Here is a 19,835-nt window from a genome sequence, read left to right on the forward strand (position 1 = left end):
GGAGCTTTCGGAAACTATTTGTTCAATGCAATCTTTTGCTGTCTGCCCATCATGCCACTGGATTTCTTGGGTGATGATGCACGCACCACCTTTGCCATCCCGGCTTGATAAGGACTTAAGCTTGAAATTTTTTGGGTCTTAGTAATCGGTTTGGACTTGGGAGCCTTGATCGTCATTGGCTCAAGAACCAAAGTTTGATTCGCGGTCATCGTTGGTGGATTGTAAGCTGCTACAGGCGCCACAGGGGCTGTCTGTACGGCGGCCTTTGCGGACTTACGCAGAGGCATTTTTACGCTGGCCAATTTTTGAGTTTTCGCCACCACTGGTTTCGCAACCACGGGCTTTGCGAATGAAGCAGGCATGCGTTTTTGTGTGGGATCCACATAAGTCTTAACCAACAGTGGCGGATTGTTGGTTTTGGAACCCTTGGTCTCCGGAGCCTTGTAAACCACACGACGAGCGGGATAAATGCTCCAAGATTTTACAACGCGCTTTTGTTTCTTATAACCGGGCTCTGCTTTTAACGTAACTTTAAGATCATCGGAAGAAGACGATGTTCCCTGTGCGAATGCACAGAGTGGAGAAAGTGCCAGAAGTATCAAAACGATGCTATGTCTCATTTGAAGAACCTCAACATGGAAATCTATAAACGAATATGCAAGGCAAATGCCGTCTATAAACTATTCAGGTGTCAATGGAGGCATATAGTTGGCGAAGGATTGGACACTGTCTAAAATAAGTTAGGCAGTCAAAGTGATGCATTCATTATGAGTCAGTTAAAGTGGTGTCGCTTGTATTTGTCGCCCTGTTTCCCAGTGGCAGACCAGAGTCAAAATGTCCCTGAAATTTTCTGACATTCGCGTCAAATCAAACACCTTTCAGAAGAGTTATTTGAGACCTTGGCAAACAATTTGTATATGGGATCTTCGCGAGATAAAAAAACACCACTTAATCCGGGGGGATTTGAAATGAAAAAATTTGTTACTCTGTTTATGGTTCTGGCTTTTGTATCCACTTCATTCGCGGGTCGCGGGCATGGCGGTCACCATGGTGGTGGTCGCGGCGGACATCACGGTGGCGGTCATCATGGTCCTCCTCCACGTCATGGTGGTGGCAGCGATGATGCCGGTTTGATTGCAGCTATCTTCTTGTCTGTGTCTGGCGTTTTGTTGACGTCATCAACTGCGTGCGACAGTTCTCAGTCTTGTGCTTACAAGCAAATTATCGCGGACTCCAAGGATGATGCGGCTTTGTATGTTGCTACTGAAGGTGAAGTGAAGGGCGTGAAATTAGTGCGTTCTTTGGAACTTCTGCGCAACATGGCTCCAGAAGTAGCGAGCTCCGACATGGAACTCGCTTATGAGATCATCAACTGGTAATCCAAACTAAAAAGAAACGCGTATGCCCACGTTCAAGTCAACTTGGGCGTACGATTTTAGATCACGTTTTCCAAGGTTTGTCGGACTGCTGATTTCGGCAGATCCGACAATTTCTGAAGTTTCATTTACAGAGGTACGCATTCCTGCGGCCATCGAAATCAAATCCGAGCCATAAAGGTTTCCGCCACTACTGCCGCTGTTATTGCTGTAGGTCAGATCCTGGCTGCAGTTGTAATTCAGTGAGAAATTCAAATTAAGATCGCCAGTTAGTTCTGCGAAAACACTGGCACCGAAAACGTCACCACCTTTGGAATCATACTTGGTGGTCGTTCCGCTGGAAGTGGACTCGACTTTTCCTTCGGCCTTTTTTTCGTAGGTTGTTAATGCTCCCAGCTCAAGTGAGCCGACGGGCACCACGAATCCCAAAGTTCCTATAAGCGCACTTTGGCCTCTGGAAGTGGAGATATCAGCGGTATTAATGTCGCCTTCAACTTTCAGCGGACCAGCAGGCAATGAAAACCCACCATGGAAAAACAACGTCGAAGAGCCGGCTTCATAATTTCCTTTATAGAGGAAAGTGACATTCTCCAGTCCTTTGAAATTTATAGTTTGATCGGGATCACCTGTTTTCTTATTGGTGAATTTCTGCCCGAGGTACTTTGTTGATACTCCGATCGCATTGTTTTCACCAAAACCATAGTAATATGAAAGTGCCAGACCAAGTCCGGCCCCGGTTGTCTTGGCGTCGGTTTCTGATTCTGAAGCAATTGATTGCAAAATCCCCTGGCCGATGAATTCACTTTTTTGATTTTCGGGAATTAGATTTTGTTGGGTGATGGTGACGGCAGAAGCCGTGCCAGAGATCAATGTTGCGATTGCGACTACTAAAACCTTCACTGCAGGAATCCTTTCCATAAGATTCCTCTAGTAAATCATCGGATATGCCTAAGAGGCAATTTTCTTTTCGTAGTGATCGATGATGGCCTGAGTTCTTAAGTACTCATTGTAGCGGGGATTGCCTTCGTGATCCTCGTAAACCTCTGTCCATGATTGGCTGGGTGTATAGACAACCGTGGCATACAGTTCCTTGCTTCCAAAAGAGAACATGCTGTCCTTGCCAGTGGCATCGACGCCGCAGAATGTATCATAATCCGGGAACTTGGCGATGAAATCCTGAGTGTGATCGTGATTCACGCCCTGAAGGTTGTCGTCGATCCTGAATTCAGTTTCAGAGATCTTTTTAAAGTGAAAGATCGTGAATGTTTGCGGAGTAAAATCCTCGAAGCGAATCTCGGATCTGACTTTACCGTAAAGTTCGAACACATCTTTTGCTTGTATGATTTGTCCCTTTTTCATGTTGGACTTATCGGCACGCCCGACCAGGGTCTAGAGTGAAATTTGAAAGATTGGAATTGTGTCGAAATAGTAGTCGAAATTGGGCTCGGATTCCCAAAAAACAAAAACCCGCTCGAGGGGGAGCGGGTTATTGAGGAATTCAATAATCTTATTTAAAAGACTAGTGGTTCAATTGTGCGCAAGTAGAGTAGTTGTAACCTTGAGCTACGCACTCATTGATTGCCGCGTTTGATTTGTAAGAACGTGGGCAAAGAGAAGCTGCGCGAGAGTAGTCATAACCAGTTTCAGCCATGATAGCGCTTACGTTACAAGTTGCAGTAGTGCTTTTTGTGCAAAGAACTTTTGCTTGATCCAAGAAGTAACCTTGTTGAAGAAGAGAAGAGATACAAGAAGAGTTTGAAGCGAAAGCTGGAGCTGCTGCAAATACGGAAAGAGCGATAACTAGTGATTTCATGTGATATCCTTTTTTAAAAGTTTGTTTAAACGTTAATCTCGATGGACATGATTTCGTTTATTATCGCTTTTTAGTCAATACGGTGAAGTCACTATCCCTTCACCGTGCCTGTGAACAGGCTTTCACAAGGTTTGTGAAAACCTTGTGAAACAATGGGGTAAGTGGTTGATTTCCCTCTTAGGAGAGGGCTTTTTGGATGTCTGCAACCAGATCCTGGGGTTCATCCTTGGGTGCAAATCTTTTTATGACCCTGCCATCTTTACCTATTAAAAACTTTGTAAAGTTCCACTTGATTAGTTCGGTGCCAAGAATTCCCGGGGCTGATTCCTTCATCCATTTCCAGAGGGGAGCGGTGTCGCTGCCATTGACATCCACTTTCCCCATGACCGGAAATTGCACGCCATAGTTCAATGAGCAGAATTGTTGAATCTCCTCATTGCTTCCCGGTTCTTGGGAGCCAAACTGATTGCAGGGAAACCCCAGAATCACAAAGCCCTGGTCCTTGAATTTTTCGTAGACCTCCTCAAGGCCCTTGTATTGGGGAGTGAAGCCGCACTTGCTGGCAACATTAACAACCAAGACCACTTGGCCTTTGTATTTTTCCAAAGAGATGTCCCGGCCGGCGGAATCTTTTACCGTGAAATTGGGAAGAGAGTGCTCCATCAAATTCTCCTGTTCAGTGTTGGCTGCGTATCTATTTCAACCTATTAGAGAACAGAATCAGGGCTGTATCAATTTGAGATTTTCCAATCGGAGCAGGTGCTAAATTGATCAAGTTAATCCTATGTGATGCCGATAGGTTACCTATGGGAATGAACATCTTTTTTCGCGCTTTTTTTATAGTTCTGTTTTTGGTTGCGCAAGTTGTGGTGGCTGAAGCGGCCTATCAAAGATCTGATTGTAATGGAGATTGCAGAAGTGGCTATTCCTGTAAAGCCAGTGGGTCTAATACTTATACCTGTCAGGCCAATCCAGCTTCTGGATCCTCTGCATCGGCGGCCAGTGTTTGCAGTGTTCAATTCCAAAGACTGATGACTCAATGTCAAAATCAAATCTCTTCCACGGATTCAAACTGTGAGGAAAGAAACAATCAAGGTATGACTGATGTTACCAGCATGGCAGGGCAAGTGGCTTTGGCTTATGGCGCTCAGTCAGCTGCAAGTATTCAAGCGGCTTGTTCCAGTGCAGCGGCTTTGTCGGCTGCCGCCAATGGAGCCTTGGCTGCGTACCGATTGACATGTTCCAGCGCAATCAAGAGTTGCGTTTCCACTTGTGATTCAGCGATCACCTACCTGCGTTCAACGCCATCCTGCCAAACGGATCAGGCTGCATTCAGTTCCATGTTGGGCCAGGCTACGAGTTCACGAAATCAGTGTTCAAACTACACGGCAAAAGTGAATGAAGCCCAGGCGGCGATTAATAACATCGCGCAAACGGCGGCGAATGCAACTCAATGTGCTTCGTTGACTTCAGCAGATGGTTCCACTCCGTCAATTGAGCTTTGTACCGCAAATCCCTCGATGGCGGGTTGTTCAAATGTTCTGATGGATTGTAATAATCCTTCAATGGCTTCCAATAAAGTGTGTGTCTGCGACAAAAATCCAAGTGACCCGGTTTGTCTGGGGACTGCCAGTATTTCTGGTGGGGATTCAGGTATGATATCCACAAACACCTCGGATCGTCTTACTGGGACAGCGAACGCTGAAGATTTTGGTGGAGACATGTTTGGAACTCCAGAGATTGCCCAGGCCGAGATGCCATCAGGCGGTGGTGAAGCCGGAGTCGATGGCAAGCAGGGTGGCGGTGTTGCTTTTGGAAGCTCTTCCGGTGGTGCTGGCGCAGGCGCAGCAGGTCGTTCTGGTGAGGGCGATCCCACAGATCCAAATGGTTCTGCAGTGAATGCCGGATACTATGGTTCTGGTGGCGGTGGGTCTTTCGGTGGTGGTGGATCTGGCGGTGATGGCAGAGGTGGCGGACTATTGGATTCCGCAGCGAATGCTCTGGCTGCCAAAGGTGGACCGGATTTACGTCAATTCCTGCCAGGTGGAAAACTGGCGCCGAACTCTCGCGGAATCGCGGGAGCAACAGGGCCTGACGGCATCACAGGACCTCACACTGATATTTGGAAGAAAGTCCAAAACAGATATCAGGTTATGCAGCCGTCTTTACTTCCTTAAATCAAAGCATGAAGAGCGTCGATAGTTTCTTTTCTTGTGGTGGCGTCCACCACGACAGTGACGCTCATGGCACTCATGATCAGCTTGTGCGCTTGCAGTTGCGCCTTGTCCATTTTTTCCAGAACCTGTTGTGGGATTTCCGGTGAGGTCGCACCTGTGCAAGTCAGTGTTACAGTAGAGTAGTCCTGCGGGTGCAGACTGAAGTTCTTTTGACTTTGTATTTCGCGCTTCACTGCTCCCATGATCTCCTGCGGACCAGTCAGCAGAATTTCAGCGTGATCTTTATTGATTTCACAATGCAAGAGTTGCGGGAAAGCGATTTGCTTTTCTTCGAATAGTGTCTGCAGTTGCTTCAAAGCTTTTGCCGTGTTTTTTTCCTGGGATTTGATTTCCAGGACTGTTTCATGGGAGTTCAAAGAAAGGGCTTTGCAGGACTCAAACATATTCAATCCTTTTTTAACGAGAGTGCCGTCAGAAGTTTTATTGGAAGCGGGCCCGATGTACAAAGTGACATCACGAATTTTTGCCAGTTCCACAGAACGATAGTGCAGAACTTTGGCGCCCCAGAAGGTCATTTCCATCAGTTGATCATAATTCAATTCTTGCAGCGGCTTTGCCGCTTTTACGATGTTCGGATCAGCTGAAAATACAGCCGGAACATCCTTCAGGATCTCGCAGCGTTCAGCATTGAACGCGGCTGCCATGGCAACGGCCGATGTATCAGAACCACCGCGACCCAGAGTTGTGATTTCCTTGGTCGTTGGTGAAACACCTTGGAATCCTGCCAGGATGACAACTTTTTCCGACTTAAGAGCTTCTTCCACGCGGAACGCTTTAACATCCTTGATGAAGGCATTGACGTGAGAGTCATCTGTGAAGATTCCTGCTTGGCTGCCGGTAAAGCTGATCGCCTTGCAGCCTTGATCATTCAAGGCCATTGAAACCAGGGACATGCTGATACGTTCGCCAACGGTCAGGAGCATGTCCATTTCGCGGCGTTGAGGGTGAGCGGAAACCTGACTGGCCAAATCAATCAATGAATTTGTTGTTTTGCCCATGGCGCTTACCACGACAATCAGAGAATTGTCCTTGGCTTGTTTTGCCACGCGCGCGGAGACGGCTTTGATCTTTTCTGGATCAGCAAGTGTGGCTCCGCCGTATTTTTGCACGATAAGGGGCTTCATGGCTGCAACCTCAAAAGTCTTTTGCACTCCGGCTTCGCCGGAGTTGGATATTCTAATAAACGGATTGAGAGCGGCTTGCAAAGTTGGATGTCATATTCGAAGCTCCCTTGGGAACACGAATGGCATGCTTTGCAACCTGACGAGGAATGTATCCTAGATACAGCTCAGCATTCAAATCTTTTAGTGATTTTCTTGTGACGCCCAGGTGATCTGCAAGTGAATTGAGCTCGGTGCCGCCAGGTACATAAACTGTTTCGTACTCAAGCGGATCCATTTTCTCCAGATCTCTGAAGCCATAGAGGTTTGGAGCTTTCGAAATTAACATGGCTGCAAGAATCTTTGGCACGTACTCTTGAGTTTCAACAGGAAGTGCAGAAAGTTTAATGAGCGTCCAGTAATCCTTGGTGCCGTATTTTTTAATCTGTCTGCGCAGACCGTTCTCGCCCATATTGTAACTTGCTGCCACCAAATACCAAGAACCGAACTCCTCATAGAGGTCTTTCATGTATTTAATGGCCGCCGTTGTACTTTTGTGCAAGTCGCGGCGTTCATCAAGCCACCAGTTTTTACTCAGACCGTATCTTACACCTGTCGGTTCAATAAACTGCCAAGGGCCCACGGCCGCGGCTGTGCTGACCGCGTGAGGAGAAAAGCCGCTTTCGATCATCACCATGTAGGCAAGGTCCGTCGGCATGTTGGCTTTTCTAAGTTCGGCTTGAATGAAGGGCATGTATTTGTAGGAACGTTGCAGCCACTCTCGGAACCATTTGTTGCCTTTGACCTGATAGTGGGAAACCCACTTGCTGACCTGCTTGTTGTAGGTGACCGGAAGATCAAAAATCAGATTGTCGGATTGGACGTGCGTGGATCGTGCCGTCAGCGATTTCAACTTTTCTTTTAATGAGAGTGCCGTCGGTTGAGTGACGACAGGCTTGGTATTTGCGAAAGCCATAGCAGACGCGTGAAATGTGATGAAAGCAGCGAGCAACGTTCTTCTCATAGAATCTATTATGAAGTCGATTCTTTGACACTGTCGACAAAGAATTGCCAGCAAGGTGACACCATCGACGAAGGTCCCTGCACCGGTCAAATCGCAGAAAACTTGAGTCCATAAAAATTCTTCCAGACAGAAGTCCAGAGTGGAGAAGTTTTCCTAGACTAAGATCGGTCCTGTCAAACTCTGGCATACACCTTGCTGCTCAACATGGTGGGGGAATCTAATGAGTGTAAAAGGCGTCTATACTGCACTAAGTGGAGCGATGGCTCAAAGTACAAAACTGGATACGATCGCCAATAACTTGGCGAACGTGAACACGCCTGCATTTAAGCGGGATCAACAGCTATTCCAGGAATATCTGACGGCCAATGAAAAGCCACCTGAAGTTATTCAGGTTCCCCGTGATGTGGCTTCCATTGAAAGCTTCTATAATATGCAGGGTGGCGACAAAAGCTACGTCGATACCAAAGGTACGTTCACAGACTTTTCTCAGGGCGGTCTAAAGCCCACAGGTAACACATTTGATGTCGCGATTGATGGCAAAGGATTTTTCGAAGTTGCCACCCCCGGTGGTGTGAAACTGACTCGTGCCGGAAATTTTTCATTGGATGGCAATGGACAATTGGTCACTAAAGATGGCCACCCGGTGCTAAGAGCTGACGCTGCCGGTGGAGCTGATCCTGCTTCTCGTGTCTTTCGTTTTGAGCCTAATGGTGGTGCCGTGAATATCGCAGATAATGGTGATGTTTTTCAAGGCGGCAACAATCTGGGGAAACTTTCTCTGGTGAATGTGACGGATCCGGATTCCTTGCAAAAAATGGGAAGCTCTCTTTATGGCTTCAAACCCAATATGAATGCGGAAGTGAACAATATTGCAAACCCAAGCGTTCGTCAGGGTTTCCTTGAAACTTCAAATGTGAACGTGGTCCAGGAAATGACGGACATGATTCAGACCAACCGTGTTTTTGAAAGCACGCAAAAGGCTATCTCAGTTTATGACCAGATGGCTGAAAAGATGGTCAACGTAGTAGGTAAGGTTTCGCCTTAGCGAAATCTCGAGAATCGAAAATAGAAATTAGAAATTAGAGTTTTAGATACAGGGGGAATTGATGATTAAGAGTTTGAATACAGCGGCTACGGGGATGGCGGCGCAACAGACGAATATGGATGTTATTGCCAATAATATTGCCAACTCCTCGACGGCGGGTTTTAAAAAGTCCCGTGCTGAATTTGAAGACTTAATGTATCAAACTCAAAAAGAGCCGGGTGCGGCGACGGGTATGAATTCAGTTTCTCCGAATGGTGTACAGACCGGTTTGGGTGTGCGTACAGCGGCTATTCAAAAAGATTTTGAAAATGGTTCCGCTCAGGTGACAAAAAACCCATTTGACCTTCAAGTTGAAGGCGCGGGTTTCTTCCGCGTGATGACTCCGGATGGTGAAGTTGCTTACACCCGTGATGGTTCATTTAAAAAAGATCCAACGGGACGCCTGGTTGATAAAAACGGAAACACATTGCAGCCGGAAATCACTATTCCAATCAATACCTCAGGAGTTGAAATCACTCCTTCCGGTGAAGTTCGCACTGTGGTTGGCACGGGCGATGCCCCTCAAGTGGTTGGAAATATCGATTTAACAAACTTTGTAAATCCAGCAGGTCTGAAAGCCATGGGTAAAAACCTGTTCATGCAGACACCGGCAAGCGGTCAACCTGTGACGTCTCGTCCAGGTTTGAATGGAACGGGCTATTTGGCGCAAGGTCAGATTGAGTCAAGCAATGTGAACATCGTTGATGAAATGGTGAATATGATCACGGCTCAACGTGCTTACGAAACCAACTCCAAAGTGATTCAGGCGTCAGATCAGATGCTTCAATCCATTAACAACTTGAGATAATTGCTGATGAAGTTGTTGGTAGCTGCTTTCTTGATGATCGGATCCCAAGCCTTCGCAAGGCCTGAGGTTTCCATTCCGGCAACTGTCGAGGTTTCCCAGCGCCCTTTGTTGCGCTTGGGTGATGTGGCAGTGGTTAAAGGTGCAAGTGAATCCCTGGTGGCCAAGCTTGATGCCATTGTGATTCGTGAGGACGCCCGCGAACTTTTAATTTCTCAAAAATTGGAATCCAAAGAGGTTCTTAAAATTCTAAGAGCCGAGATGGAAAATGATGATGAGCTGCGCGCTGCAAAGCCCGCTTTCATCATTCCAAGTCTGGTTAAGGTGGAGTTCGCAAAAAATCCGGTTTCACGCGAAGAGGTTCAGCGCAAGATCCTGAATCACCTGACTGCGCGTTGTTCGGAATGTGAATACAAGTTAACGATTCAATCCACTCCGGTGCCGGCAAATCGCTCCTGGGATCTGGATTTAACGCAAATGACCACAAAGGGTGGTTTCCTTGTGCCGATCCGCGACGGGGACTCACGTCAAATTAAATGGATTTCCGGTACAATTCGCGTTTCGAAATTAACCCCCGTAACCAAGAGATTGATCTCACAAGGAGAGAGGGTCACTGCCCAGGATCTTCAAATGCAAATGGTGGATGTCACCTTTGCCAAAGACAATGGTCTTAGAATTGAAGACGCCACTGGCCAGTTGGCCGCTCGTGCACTTCCCGTCGGAACTCCAGTATGGACTTCTGATCTTCAACGTGAACCGGCAGCTAAGAGGGGACAAATTGTTAAAGCCATTATCGGCGACGACAGTTTTGAAATCTCTGCCAATGTCCAAGCGGAGGACACTGGCTTCGTCGGTGATGCTATTAAAGTTAAAAATCTGGACACTCAGAAAGTTCTGTCTGCGGTTATCATTGAAAAAGGCGTGGTGAAGTTACAATGATGAATACTGGTAAAACCCCATTTATTAAATTTACAGCTGTGATGGCTATTTTCACGGCGATGATCCTGGCGACGGGTTGCGCGACAGTGAATGACTTCGTTGGTTCCTTAAGTGGTGACAAAGAGGAAGTTAAGCCCCTGGAGCAAATCAGCAAGGCTCCAAAATATTCTGATTCCACGAATCTTCGTGTGCCGACGGATCGTCAATATAAACGAATGACGAAAAATCGCATGGAAGATGAATCAGAGCTTCAATCAAATGCGGGCTCCGCATGGGTGATGGAAGGTCAGGGCGCTTATTTGTTTGCACAAAACAAAATGCGTCGTGAAGGCGATATGGTTAACGTGAAGCTCGATGGTTCAGCTCAAAAACAGGTTGAAACCAAAGTCAGTGTTATCAAAGATCTATTGAAGCAGCTGGAAGAGCAGGAAAAAGGAACACAAGCGCCACTTGGCAATGGCCTGGCTGCGAATGCAGAGGGTGGTCGTGCCCCGGCGGCAGCAGCACCGGCTCCGGCAGCTCCTGCGCCTGCAGCGGATGGCAAAGACGATGCCTTGGCTGATGTTCAGAATATCCCTTCCAAAATTGTCGAGAAACTTGCCGATGGAAATTACCGCGTGAAAGGTCAACAGCCTTTCATGATCGGAAAACGTGAATACAAAGTGATCCTGACTGGGTTGTTGCGTCCCGAGGACTTCAACGACGAAGGCATCACTTCAGGAAAACTACTTGATCCTCAGTATGATGTCGTAAGCATCAGAAGGAACACCGCAAATGAATAAAGTTTTTAAAATCATCTCTTTGGGAATGCTTTTGCTTGTGACTTCTGTCGAAGTGGCCCAAGCGGCACGTTTGAAGGATATCGCCTCGATCCGTGGTGTGCGCGAGAACCAGTTAATCGGATACGGTATCGTGGTTGGTCTTAAAGGCACCGGTGACGGCAAGAACGAATTCATGAGCAAGTCCATGGTTCGAATGTTTGATAAACTGGGTGTGAAGCTTGAAAATCAGGATTTCACCAGCAAGAACGTGGCTGCGGTTATTATCACAGCAACCATGCCAGCTTTCGGTAAATCGGGAAATCCGATAGATATCACGGTCAGCGCGATCGGTGATGCTTCATCACTGGCTGGTGGTACGCTATTGCAATCCCCACTTCGCGCAGCGAATGACGAAGTCTATGCAGTGGCTCAGGGGTCGATCATTATTGGTGGCGATCCGAAGGATGCGCATACGACTTCTGGCAGAATTCCAAATGGTGCAACCATTGAAAGAGATATGTCGGCCGATTTTGCGAGTCGCAAAATGTATCGTCTGACTTTGATCAATCCTGATTTCACCACAGCGGCGCGTTCAGTGTTAACCATCAACAAGGAACTGGGTGGTCACTACGCTTCGGCAAAAGACAGCGGCACGATTGATATCATCACACCGTTTGCTTATGAAAATCGCGGTGTGGAATTGCTTGCGACGATTGAGTCAATTGACATCAATCCGGATATGAAAGCGCGAGTGGTTGTGAATGAAAAAACCGGCACAATCGTGATCGGTGACAAGGTGAAGATTTCAAAAGTTGCGATCTCTCATGGGTCCCTTGCGGTGAAAGTGAGTGATGGCAAAAAAGGAACTGTCGATGAAAAGGTGGCAGTTCTTGAAACAGGTGTCAGCGTTGGGGAGTTAGTACAGGCTCTGAATAAGATGGGCGTCACGCCTAAAGACCTGATTACTATACTTCAGTCCATTAAAGCAGCGGGTGCTTTGCATGGAGAACTCGACGTCCTATGAAATTTTTGTTTCATAATGACGCACCTTTTAATAAACTGAATTTATATGTCTTAGACACATGGAAGTGTTTAGGACGCGGGGAGGGTGAGGAAGAGATCGCGAACCATGGATGGTCAAGAGTCAAAGTTTTCTCGCAGGAAACAGAAGCAAAAGATCAGCAAGGTCACGGAGTGACCGAATTGAGCCGAAGCTACACTCTAAAGAGTCAAGTGCAGGATGCACATGATTCTCCGACTCAACTCCCCTTTTTTTCTTCCTCTTTTACGTTCGAAATTTCCAATGACAACTGCAATGACGACGACGGATTGGCGAAGAAGGGCTCCCAGCGGAGCTTTTCTCTTCGGACAGTCCTCGCTCTTGAGGGGTCTGCTTCGTTATGATGATTCGTCGTTCGATGATTTCTTTTCTTTCTTTTTTTTCCACAGCACTGCGGAACTTGATAAAAGCTCCGCTGGGAGCCCTTCTTCGCCAATCCTCGATCCTTGCTTTTTTTATTGCTTCCTCGATTGCTTCGCAATCTTGGGCGGAGATGATGGATGTGCCGCTTCAGCAGAATCCGGCGGTGCAGGCTCAGGTGGAGGCGCGGGAGAAAGCTGTTGCTGCTGCTGCTGCTGCGCAGGCTGCGGCTCCGGCGCAGGCTGGTGTTGATCGAAGTAATTTTAAGTCTTTGCCTTCGCGATTTATGGGGCGGCCTAAGCAGAAGCCGGCTGATGAGAAATTGCGGGATGTTTCCAAGATGTACGAGAAACATTTTTTGGGTGAGATGATGAAGGCCATGCGCTCGACGGTTCATGAGAGTGGATTTATTCAGGTGAATCAGGCTGAGAAGATTTTTCGAGAGCAACTTGATGGTGAGTATGTTGATAAGTGGAGTGAGAAGGGCGGCATCGGTCTTTCCAATTTGATTTATGATCAATTGGTCGATCGTTATGGCGCGCAACTTGGAATTAAAAAAAATCAACTGAAGCCCATGGGTCCTTTGGCTCTGGATGATAAGAGTAATTTTACTGCGCGACAATTTCGTCATCCTGGTCGCAGTGCAGATTCAATGTCATATCGCATCTCGCGCACGGCACCTCCGGTTGCTGGTGCACAAGCGGTTCAGGCAGATGAAAATCAGGTGAAAGCCCCATGGGGCGGGACTTTGCGGGCTGTGCGTAACTTGGTGGATAACCAAACTATGGTGGAAATCGAGCACGACAATGGTCTAAAAAGTCAGGTCGTGTTTAAGGGGCAAATGTCTCAAATTGAGACAGGCAAAAAGGTGCAAGCTGGCGAGACCCTTGGGATTTTGAGCTCAGACGCAAAAAGCTTGTATTGGACGGTGGAACCAGACCATTCGACAGGACAACAAACTGTCTCAGAATGATTTGGTAGAAATGTCTCGTTATGGTACTATGTTAAGAATAGAAAGAGTGTTTTATAACACTCAAGAAAGAGGAGCTGTCGATGAAGATTACGCACAATAAAGTAGGTCAAAATTTGAACCTTACTGATGCTGGTAAATCCGACAAAGCTGCAGGCGTAGCAGGGAATGCTGCAAGCAAAATTAATAATGCAAAAGCTGATGCATTGACTGAAGCACAAGCACAAAATGAATCCACGAAAGTGGAATTGTCTCCTCGTGCTCAAGAAGCAAAACGCATCAAGGAGTTGGCAATGAACACTCCGGATGTTGATGAAGCGAAAGTTGCGAAGTTCCGCGATATGATCGACAAAGGAACTTACAAAGTTGACGCTAAGTCTATCGCTGACCGCATGGTTGACGAACACCTGAAATTCTAATTTAGAAACTCACAGTGTGCGGGAGTCACACGATAATACACTCCCACCACCAGCCAAGGATGACTGATGGAACTATCCAAGAAACCTCCTGAAGACACATGCGGCCTGTCCGCCGAAGCTTCAGCGAAGGGGGAAGGAAAAAGTACAATGGACGTAGCAGTAGCAGAAAGAGCGTTTCAGAAGCTCGAAGCCAATCTTGAAGAACTAACAAAAATTTATCGCACTCTTCTTGATCTTGTTCGTAAGGAAAAGGAAATCCTGATCCGTGCGGACCGTGAAGCATTGGACGAAAACAATTCAATCAAAGAAGAGTTGCTATACAAACTAAGAGCTCAGGATTCCCTGCGTTCCCGTTATGCAATGGATCTTGCGGGTATCGTGGGCGGTGATGTTGAGAATCCTCGTTTGTTGGAGCTGGCTCAAAAAATGGCTTTCAATCCAACCGCAGCAGATCGTCTGCGCACTCAACACTCGGCATTGGATATGTTGATTAAACGTATCACGGATATCAACAAAGCCAATGAAGAGCACGCACAAACAGCTCTTAGCACCTTGAATGGCGCTTTGGATAATATTAAAGAAACTTTGTCCGGTAAGAAAACTTACGAAAAAAAGGGCGGTTACAAATCCGGCCCGCAGGTTTCCGGGAACTTCGTTAGCAAAGAGGCTTAGAATAAGCTTCGTCAACCAAGAAGCGTAACGAAGCAGGTTTTCACTCAGCCTGAAATTTGAGTGAGAAACGAACCACACCCACAGATTGCCAGGATGGCGATCTCTAGGAGACAGAATGTCGAAGATTTCGGCAATGATGGACACGGGTAAGCGATCGCTGATGAATTCTCAGACAGCGTTGCAAACTGTAGGTCATAACATCGCCAATAAATCCACGGAAGGTTTCTCTCGTCAAAGAGTGGAACTTCTTTCGAACGTTCCTATTGGTGAGGGTGGTTTGCAAATCGGTATGGGTGCCCGTGCCGGCGTCGTGACTCGCGTAAATAATCCGTGGTTGGAAAAGCAGATTCAAAAAGAAGGCATGAGCATGGGGTATGAAGATTCCCGTGCAGATGCTCTTTCTCGCGTAGAGCAGGTTTATAACGAACAGAATAACAAGGGCCTGAATCAGTATGTGACTGATTTCTTCAATGGTTTCCGTGAACTTTCCAATAATCCGGAATCGCTGGCATCCCGTACAATGGTGCGCGAGGCATCGGTAGGGATGGTTAAGGACTTCGCTCGCGTAACGTCCCAGCTGCGTGGTGTTCAGGAAGACCTGGATGCGCAAATTAAAACCACGGTTGGTGAGATCAATGAGATCACCAAAGAGATCGCTGATTTGAATGAAAAAATTCAAACGGTGGAAGTCTCCAAGATTCCGGCCAATGACGAACGTGACCGTCGTGACCTATTGCTTAAAAAACTGGGCGACAAAATCGATATCACTTGGGCTGAAGGTAAAGACGGGATGGTGTCTGTGACTTCGGGTCGTACTGCGATCCTGGTTTCCGGTACATCTTCCTCTGAATTAAGAGCCCGTCAAACGGACACTCGTGACCGTATGGAAGTTTTCTATCATGGTACGGGAACTCCAGCCAATGTGACTGAACAGATTTCCGGTGGTCGTATCGGTGGTGCCTTGAATGTTCGTGATCAGGTGATTGAAGAATTGATCGGTCACGTGGATCAGTTGGCATACACATTAACAACTGAAGTGAATAAAGCACATATCGAAGGTTTTGACCGTCATGGTAAGAATGGCGTTCTGTTCTTTGAGCAACCAAATGGTGTCAAAGGTGCAGCGACGAACATGGCTTTGAACAAGACAATCTTCAATGACGTTTCCAAAATCGCAGCTGCTTCCCGTCCGGATGCAGCTGGTGATAATACTATCGCAAACGTGATCTCAGCTTTGCAATACAAGCAGGTCATGGATGGTGATACCGCGACGATGGACGACTATTACAACACGCAAGTGGGTCAAGTCGGTGCCATGGTTCAAAGAGCCATCAAATCCCAGGAATCCCAGAAGAACGTTATGAGTCAGTTAACCAACATCAGGGAGTCAATCAGCGGTGTTTCTTTGGATGAAGAGACAACAAAAATGATTGAGTTCCAAAAAACTTACGATGCATCTGCGCGTTTGATTAAAACTGCGGATGAGATGTTCGACACTGTTCTTAACTTGAAGCGACTATAGAAGTAAAAAAAGGGTAGAGACGTGAGAATCGCGGATAAAATGGCTTTCAATCAGGTAAATAAGAATGTGAGCAAGAATCGCTCAGACATGTCTGATTTGCAGAACCAAGCCGCAACTCAAAAGCGTATCAACAAGCCTTCGGATGATCCGTTGTCTTCAGCTCGCGTGCTTGCTGCTCGTACGGAAGAACACGGGAATTCCCAATTCATTAAAAATATCAATAACGCGAAATCCTTCCTGGAGTTTTCGGATCAATCACTGGGTGAGTTGTCCGATATCCTGGTTCGTGCCAAGGAACTTGCAGTCAGTCAGTCGAATGATGCCAGCGGTAACGCTGAGACTCGCATGGTGACCGCTTCCGAAATCGAACAGATTTACAATCAGGCCGTACAAATCGGAAATCGTAAATTGGGTGAGCGCTTTGTGTTTGCGGGTTATAAAACTCAAACGACTCCCTTTGACCATGAAGGTAATTACTACGGCGACGACGGGGATATGAAGATTCAGACCCACAAAGACTCCTTTGTGGCCATGAATATCGCCGGCAATAAGGTTTTCACGGGACGTGGTTTGGACGGGGATGGCGTGGTTCGCCCTCGTTATGAGACCCCGACGACCGTTGACGAGGTCAAAGAGTTCCAGCAGGAAGAAATTGAGCGCATTGAGAAAAATAAAGACATGGAGCGCAATTTCCTGATGACTCGTGGTCCCGCGAGTGAGTTTTCAGCCAATAATAAGCACAAGCAAGACCCGGTTAGCGGATCCCAAGGGGTGAACCTTTTCAACATCCTAAGGGGCTTGGAAACCAGTCTCAGAGCCAATGACAAGGCCGGTGTCCAAGAGTCTCTGGACTTGATGGATCAGGCAATTTCCCAAGTGGTTCTGGCTCGTTCTGAAGTTGGGTCCAGAATTATGTCAGTAAATAACACGGTCGATTCCTTGCAAAAGGCGATCGTGGATAACAAAACGACGGCGTCCCAATTGGAAGATGCGGATGCCTTCCAGGTTATTTCCGATATCAATAAAACCGATAGCACCCTTAAGGCGACTCTCGAAACGTCGGGGAAGCTAATTCAACCAAGCCTTCTTGACTTTCTAAGATAAAAATAATACCTACAGTTCCGCTAAATTTTACCGATAACGACTGCAGCAAAAGGAGTTGTCATGCTGGTTCTCACACGGAAGTTGGGTGAAAGCATCGCTATCGATGATCACATTAAGATCAGAGTAGTACAAATCAAAGGGAAACAGGTTCGTCTAGGAATCGAAGCCCCTAAAGATACCAAAATTCATCGCGAAGAAGTTTACGCTGCGATTCAGGACCAAAACGTTCAGAGTGCTGATGTTTCGGCGGATAAGACTCGGTCGGTCGCAAAGTTGTTGAAGCCCTAGGGGCTTCAAAGAGGGATGTGCCGCTAAATAGGCACTTCCTGCGTTGCTGCGTCGTCGCTGTACAGGTAGTACAGCTTCCTCCTTGCGCCTTGTAATTGCCTATTTATCGACACATCTGTTTTGCGTTCTCTGGCTTCCGCTTCGCGGGTTCGCCTTTGTTGCGCGTCAAATACGTTAAAATCTATTGAGTCTCCCTGGATTTAGGTCCAGATTTATAGGTGTACTTACCCATATTATATCCTAGCGTGTCTAAGATAAGGGTAGGTCCGCTTTGTTTAGAGGGGGAATTGAATGATCATTTCAACATCGAGATTCGGCCAAGTTGAGCTGAAACAAGAAGATGTTCTGACTTTTCCAGAAGGCCTTTTGGGCTTTGCGGATCTAAGAAAGTTCGTTCTTCTCGATGATCCAAGTGATGAGATCTTCGCTTGGTTGCAAAGCTGCGAATCTTCTCATATCGCATTCCCGGTTCTTGAGCCTGAGTTGTTTGCCCCGGCTTACAAAGCAAACCTTACCAAAGGTGATATGGAAGCGATCAAGCTGACTGCGGCTGACAAGCCTCGTTTCTTCTCTATCGTGACTATTCCAGATGATCCAACGCAAATGACAGCAAACTTGAAAGCTCCAGTGGTTATCAATGTGAATGAAAAAATCGCTCGTCAGTGTGTTCTTCAGGACAATAACCTGGCGATCCGCGAGCCGATCTTCACGAAGTTGCAACAACGTGTTGTGCAAAATCCAGCGGTGGCGATCAAAAACCAATCCACTGGAATTGATGTCGCAACGAAACTGAACGTTATCCGCGACGCTGAACTTTAAGATTTCTTCAAACCGAGTTACATGGAACAGGCTTCAATCGAACTAAAGATTGAAGCCTTTTTTATTACTGCGCGAAAAGCCTTTTCTCCTCTGATAAGCGTGTTATCCTTTTGTTCCTTACGGAGGATTTTGCCAGATGAGATTTTGGGGTTCTTTGTTACTGCTCACATGCAGTCTAACTTTAACGATGAGGTTGCCAGCGATGGCATCCACCGTGCCTCATATTTCTTTGTTCTGGGAAGTTCAAAACTGGGAATCCGCATTGGGAGTTGTGACTGCGGCAACAGGTAACGACAAGTTCGAAAAGGGCAGTCGGGATATTTTTAAATCCCAAAAAATCGATTTGAATCAGCCTTTTCCAAAATTGGAATTCGACGGCAACAAGATCCGCATGGCTGGTTTAAACGAGCCATTGATAGTGGGTGAAACCGCTGCTGAATTCACCTACCAGACAGTGAGCTTCGTTTACAATCCGAACAAGAGTGTGCGCACGAATTACGAAAACATGCGCAAAGCCTGGAAGCAGTTCCCTGAGCTTAATTTCCCGTTGAATCTTTCCACTCGCAAGCTGGCCAGCACGACAGATCCTGTCTATGCCACTTTGTTCACTGTGATCGGTGCTTCGGCCACTCTCGGGGATGCAGGTATTCCTGTAGGGGGATATTTCGGATTCAAATGGTACAAGAACACATCGGATCCGATCTTGCTTGAATGCTCCACTGGGGAAATCGCTCAGGTGAAGGGCAAGGATCGTTTGGTCATTGATACTTTACCAACGGGGCAGCAGGTATTCTTCAGTGAATCCGGCGGCCAGAAAGGTATTCAAGGGGAGCTAGAAAAGATCACTTTGCGTGGCAAAGAAAGTTTCGCCATCACGAACGGTAACGTCGCTGTGAATGAATTGCGAATTGCCGATGCGGTCGAGCTAAATAAAAAATTAATGGCGATGAAAACCATGTGTGCAAAACCTGAAGAGGTGGATCACTTCAATCTTTCTTCTCGCCGCATCCAAGAAGCGATCAACTCGGGTAAAGTCAAACTGGCTTTGGATCACCGTGCCTCGCCATCCACCCAAGATCCCGATTCAGTCAGCGGAGTTCGTTAAGTACGGCGTACCGTTCTGTTTTATTTCTCTTCCTGATTCAAAGCTTCCAGTAAATTTACAAGGCAGCCACGCAGTTCGTCTTCAGAATGTTGCTGACGGATCAATTCAGAAAGCACCACTTCGCTATCTAGGGCCTGCTGCAGGGCTTTTTTGAATTTTTCAACCGAGTGATTGCCTGGATTCAAAAGTTGCTTTTCCATCACTTTAACCAGAACCGCCGTGCTCTTAGGGCTGGAGGGATTTTTGTGTTGTTTCACGAGTTCAATCAGGCGGATGACCAGAGGATTTATTTCACTCATCGAGAGTTTCCTTTAGTAAATTAGTTAAGCAAAAATCTTGCTTCAGGTTTGTACCCTTAAGGCACGAATTCACCAAGC

23 protein-coding genes are annotated in these 19,835 nt (G+C 46.9%); 15 read left to right on the plus strand and 8 right to left on the minus strand.

The window, feature by feature from the left end; genetic code table 11:
* Nucleotides 1-14: 14 nt before the first annotated feature.
* Nucleotides 15-620: a hypothetical protein gene (locus AAAA73_RS12225; protein ID WP_340598603.1), complete on the minus strand. Its 606-nt coding sequence runs from the start codon at nt 618-620 to the stop codon at nt 15-17.
* Between the two features lie 348 nt (nt 621-968).
* Between AAAA73_RS12225 and AAAA73_RS12230 the strand changes: the two genes are divergently transcribed.
* Nucleotides 969-1,379 (plus strand): DUF2388 domain-containing protein, encoded by a 411-nt coding sequence (locus tag AAAA73_RS12230; protein WP_340598604.1) that lies wholly within the window; start codon nt 969-971, stop codon nt 1,377-1,379.
* A 6-nt stretch (nt 1,380-1,385) separates the two neighbouring features.
* On the opposite strand, the gene AAAA73_RS12235 is transcribed toward AAAA73_RS12230, so the two are convergent.
* The 4 genes from AAAA73_RS12235 to AAAA73_RS12250 form a co-directional block, all read right to left on the minus strand.
* Nucleotides 1,386-2,294 (minus strand): hypothetical protein, encoded by a 909-nt coding sequence (locus AAAA73_RS12235; protein ID WP_340598605.1) that lies wholly within the window; start codon nt 2,292-2,294, stop codon nt 1,386-1,388.
* A 30-nt stretch (nt 2,295-2,324) separates the two neighbouring features.
* The gene (locus AAAA73_RS12240) at nt 2,325-2,735 is read right to left on the minus strand and encodes a hypothetical protein (protein ID WP_340598606.1); all 411 of its coding nucleotides are present in this window, start codon (nt 2,733-2,735) and stop codon (nt 2,325-2,327) included.
* 160 nt (nt 2,736-2,895) lie between these two features.
* A complete protein-coding gene (locus AAAA73_RS12245; RefSeq protein ID WP_340598607.1) occupies nt 2,896-3,189 on the minus strand; it encodes a hypothetical protein in 294 nt (97 codons plus the stop codon).
* Between the two features lie 177 nt (nt 3,190-3,366).
* Nucleotides 3,367-3,852, minus strand: coding sequence for a glutathione peroxidase (locus AAAA73_RS12250; RefSeq protein WP_340598608.1), 486 nt, complete (start codon nt 3,850-3,852; stop codon nt 3,367-3,369).
* Nucleotides 3,853-4,001: 149 nt separating this feature from the next.
* Here AAAA73_RS12250 and AAAA73_RS12255 point away from each other — a divergent pair, with 149 nt between their 5' ends.
* Complete coding sequence (locus tag AAAA73_RS12255) at nt 4,002-5,366, plus strand: hypothetical protein (RefSeq protein ID WP_340598609.1); 1,365 nt, start codon at nt 4,002-4,004, stop codon at nt 5,364-5,366.
* Here the strand turns inward: AAAA73_RS12255 and AAAA73_RS12260 are convergent.
* Together AAAA73_RS12260 and AAAA73_RS12265 are read right to left on the minus strand one after the other, a co-directional pair.
* Nucleotides 5,363-6,550: an aspartate kinase gene (locus AAAA73_RS12260; RefSeq protein ID WP_340598610.1), complete on the minus strand. Its 1,188-nt coding sequence runs from the start codon at nt 6,548-6,550 to the stop codon at nt 5,363-5,365. The two genes, AAAA73_RS12255 and AAAA73_RS12260, sit on opposite strands and share 4 nt — an antisense overlap.
* A gap of 52 nt (nt 6,551-6,602) precedes the next feature.
* The gene (locus AAAA73_RS12265; protein WP_340598611.1) at nt 6,603-7,550 is read right to left on the minus strand and encodes a lytic transglycosylase domain-containing protein; all 948 of its coding nucleotides are present in this window, start codon (nt 7,548-7,550) and stop codon (nt 6,603-6,605) included.
* Nucleotides 7,551-7,770: 220 nt separating this feature from the next.
* Here AAAA73_RS12265 and flgF point away from each other — a divergent pair, with 220 nt between their 5' ends.
* The 13 genes from flgF (at nt 7,771) to AAAA73_RS12330 (ending at nt 19,458) form a co-directional block, all read left to right on the plus strand.
* The gene (gene flgF / locus AAAA73_RS12270; RefSeq protein ID WP_340598612.1) at nt 7,771-8,595 is read left to right on the plus strand and encodes a flagellar basal-body rod protein FlgF; all 825 of its coding nucleotides are present in this window, start codon (nt 7,771-7,773) and stop codon (nt 8,593-8,595) included.
* Nucleotides 8,596-8,656: 61 nt separating this feature from the next.
* Nucleotides 8,657-9,442 carry a flagellar basal-body rod protein FlgG gene (gene flgG / locus AAAA73_RS12275; RefSeq protein ID WP_340598613.1) on the plus strand — a complete coding sequence of 262 codons (786 nt, stop codon included), beginning with the start codon at nt 8,657-8,659 and terminating at the stop codon, nt 9,440-9,442.
* 6 nt (nt 9,443-9,448) lie between these two features.
* Nucleotides 9,449-10,378, plus strand: a complete 930-nt coding sequence (gene flgA / locus AAAA73_RS12280; protein WP_340598614.1) for a flagellar basal body P-ring formation chaperone FlgA — start codon at nt 9,449-9,451, stop codon at nt 10,376-10,378.
* Nucleotides 10,375-11,160 (plus strand): flagellar basal body L-ring protein FlgH, encoded by a 786-nt coding sequence (locus AAAA73_RS12285; RefSeq protein ID WP_340598616.1) that lies wholly within the window; start codon nt 10,375-10,377, stop codon nt 11,158-11,160. Before flgA ends, AAAA73_RS12285 begins: the two co-directional genes overlap by 4 nt.
* Entirely contained in the window at nt 11,153-12,163 is a 1,011-nt protein-coding gene (locus tag AAAA73_RS12290) for a flagellar basal body P-ring protein FlgI (RefSeq protein WP_340598617.1), read from the plus strand. Before AAAA73_RS12285 ends, AAAA73_RS12290 begins: the two co-directional genes overlap by 8 nt.
* A gap of 376 nt (nt 12,164-12,539) precedes the next feature.
* On the plus strand, nt 12,540-13,532 hold the full coding sequence (locus AAAA73_RS12295) for a rod-binding protein (RefSeq protein WP_340598618.1): 993 nt from the start codon (nt 12,540-12,542) through the stop codon (nt 13,530-13,532).
* Nucleotides 13,533-13,612: 80 nt separating this feature from the next.
* Nucleotides 13,613-13,948, plus strand: a complete 336-nt coding sequence (gene flgM / locus AAAA73_RS12300; RefSeq protein WP_340598619.1) for a flagellar biosynthesis anti-sigma factor FlgM — start codon at nt 13,613-13,615, stop codon at nt 13,946-13,948.
* 147 nt (nt 13,949-14,095) lie between these two features.
* The gene (locus AAAA73_RS12305; protein WP_340598620.1) at nt 14,096-14,620 is read left to right on the plus strand and encodes a flagellar protein FlgN; all 525 of its coding nucleotides are present in this window, start codon (nt 14,096-14,098) and stop codon (nt 14,618-14,620) included.
* A gap of 115 nt (nt 14,621-14,735) precedes the next feature.
* Complete coding sequence (gene flgK, locus AAAA73_RS12310; protein WP_340598621.1) at nt 14,736-16,142, plus strand: flagellar hook-associated protein FlgK; 1,407 nt, start codon at nt 14,736-14,738, stop codon at nt 16,140-16,142.
* Between the two features lie 21 nt (nt 16,143-16,163).
* Entirely contained in the window at nt 16,164-17,246 is a 1,083-nt protein-coding gene (gene flgL / locus AAAA73_RS12315; protein WP_340598622.1) for a flagellar hook-associated protein FlgL, read from the plus strand.
* A 60-nt stretch (nt 17,247-17,306) separates the two neighbouring features.
* Nucleotides 17,307-17,534: a carbon storage regulator CsrA gene (gene csrA, locus AAAA73_RS12320; RefSeq protein ID WP_340598623.1), complete on the plus strand. Its 228-nt coding sequence runs from the start codon at nt 17,307-17,309 to the stop codon at nt 17,532-17,534.
* A gap of 291 nt (nt 17,535-17,825) precedes the next feature.
* Complete coding sequence (fliW, locus tag AAAA73_RS12325) at nt 17,826-18,353, plus strand: flagellar assembly protein FliW (RefSeq protein ID WP_340598624.1); 528 nt, start codon at nt 17,826-17,828, stop codon at nt 18,351-18,353.
* A gap of 202 nt (nt 18,354-18,555) precedes the next feature.
* The gene (locus AAAA73_RS12330; RefSeq protein ID WP_340598625.1) at nt 18,556-19,458 is read left to right on the plus strand and encodes a hypothetical protein; all 903 of its coding nucleotides are present in this window, start codon (nt 18,556-18,558) and stop codon (nt 19,456-19,458) included.
* 20 nt (nt 19,459-19,478) lie between these two features.
* Here the strand turns inward: AAAA73_RS12330 and AAAA73_RS12335 are convergent, their stop codons facing one another.
* A complete protein-coding gene (locus AAAA73_RS12335) occupies nt 19,479-19,757 on the minus strand; it encodes a hypothetical protein (RefSeq protein WP_340598626.1) in 279 nt (92 codons plus the stop codon).
* Nucleotides 19,758-19,835 lie beyond the last annotated feature (78 nt).

The organism is Bdellovibrio sp. GT3 (assembly GCF_037996765.1).
Taxonomy (GTDB): domain Bacteria; phylum Bdellovibrionota; class Bdellovibrionia; order Bdellovibrionales; family Bdellovibrionaceae; genus Bdellovibrio.

Bases quoted from the DNA above. Each gene is read 5' to 3' on its own strand.
- fliW (WP_340598624.1), top strand. From the start codon at position 17,826: ATGATCATTTCAACATCGAGATTCGGCCAAGTTGAGCTGAAACAAGAA.
- AAAA73_RS12260 (WP_340598610.1), bottom strand. From the start codon at position 6,550: ATGAAGCCCCTTATCGTGCAAAAATACGGCGGAGCCACACTTGCTGAT.
- AAAA73_RS12305 (WP_340598620.1), top strand. From the start codon at position 14,096: ATGGACGTAGCAGTAGCAGAAAGAGCGTTTCAGAAGCTCGAAGCCAAT.
- flgF (WP_340598612.1), top strand. From the start codon at position 7,771: ATGAGTGTAAAAGGCGTCTATACTGCACTAAGTGGAGCGATGGCTCAA.
- AAAA73_RS12245 (WP_340598607.1), bottom strand. From the start codon at position 3,189: ATGAAATCACTAGTTATCGCTCTTTCCGTATTTGCAGCAGCTCCAGCT.
- AAAA73_RS12255 (WP_340598609.1), top strand. From the start codon at position 4,002: ATGAACATCTTTTTTCGCGCTTTTTTTATAGTTCTGTTTTTGGTTGCG.
- AAAA73_RS12335 (WP_340598626.1), bottom strand. From the start codon at position 19,757: ATGAGTGAAATAAATCCTCTGGTCATCCGCCTGATTGAACTCGTGAAA.
- AAAA73_RS12330 (WP_340598625.1), top strand. From the start codon at position 18,556: ATGGCATCCACCGTGCCTCATATTTCTTTGTTCTGGGAAGTTCAAAAC.
- AAAA73_RS12235 (WP_340598605.1), bottom strand. From the start codon at position 2,294: ATGGAAAGGATTCCTGCAGTGAAGGTTTTAGTAGTCGCAATCGCAACA.
- AAAA73_RS12240 (WP_340598606.1), bottom strand. From the start codon at position 2,735: ATGAAAAAGGGACAAATCATACAAGCAAAAGATGTGTTCGAACTTTAC.
- AAAA73_RS12295 (WP_340598618.1), top strand. From the start codon at position 12,540: ATGATGATTCGTCGTTCGATGATTTCTTTTCTTTCTTTTTTTTCCACA.
- flgA (WP_340598614.1), top strand. From the start codon at position 9,449: ATGAAGTTGTTGGTAGCTGCTTTCTTGATGATCGGATCCCAAGCCTTC.
- csrA (WP_340598623.1), top strand. From the start codon at position 17,307: ATGCTGGTTCTCACACGGAAGTTGGGTGAAAGCATCGCTATCGATGAT.
- AAAA73_RS12250 (WP_340598608.1), bottom strand. From the start codon at position 3,852: ATGGAGCACTCTCTTCCCAATTTCACGGTAAAAGATTCCGCCGGCCGG.
- AAAA73_RS12290 (WP_340598617.1), top strand. From the start codon at position 11,153: ATGAATAAAGTTTTTAAAATCATCTCTTTGGGAATGCTTTTGCTTGTG.
- AAAA73_RS12265 (WP_340598611.1), bottom strand. From the start codon at position 7,550: ATGAGAAGAACGTTGCTCGCTGCTTTCATCACATTTCACGCGTCTGCT.
- AAAA73_RS12230 (WP_340598604.1), top strand. From the start codon at position 969: ATGAAAAAATTTGTTACTCTGTTTATGGTTCTGGCTTTTGTATCCACT.
- flgM (WP_340598619.1), top strand. From the start codon at position 13,613: ATGAAGATTACGCACAATAAAGTAGGTCAAAATTTGAACCTTACTGAT.
- AAAA73_RS12225 (WP_340598603.1), bottom strand. From the start codon at position 620: ATGAGACATAGCATCGTTTTGATACTTCTGGCACTTTCTCCACTCTGT.
- flgK (WP_340598621.1), top strand. From the start codon at position 14,736: ATGTCGAAGATTTCGGCAATGATGGACACGGGTAAGCGATCGCTGATG.
- flgG (WP_340598613.1), top strand. From the start codon at position 8,657: ATGATTAAGAGTTTGAATACAGCGGCTACGGGGATGGCGGCGCAACAG.
- AAAA73_RS12285 (WP_340598616.1), top strand. From the start codon at position 10,375: ATGATGAATACTGGTAAAACCCCATTTATTAAATTTACAGCTGTGATG.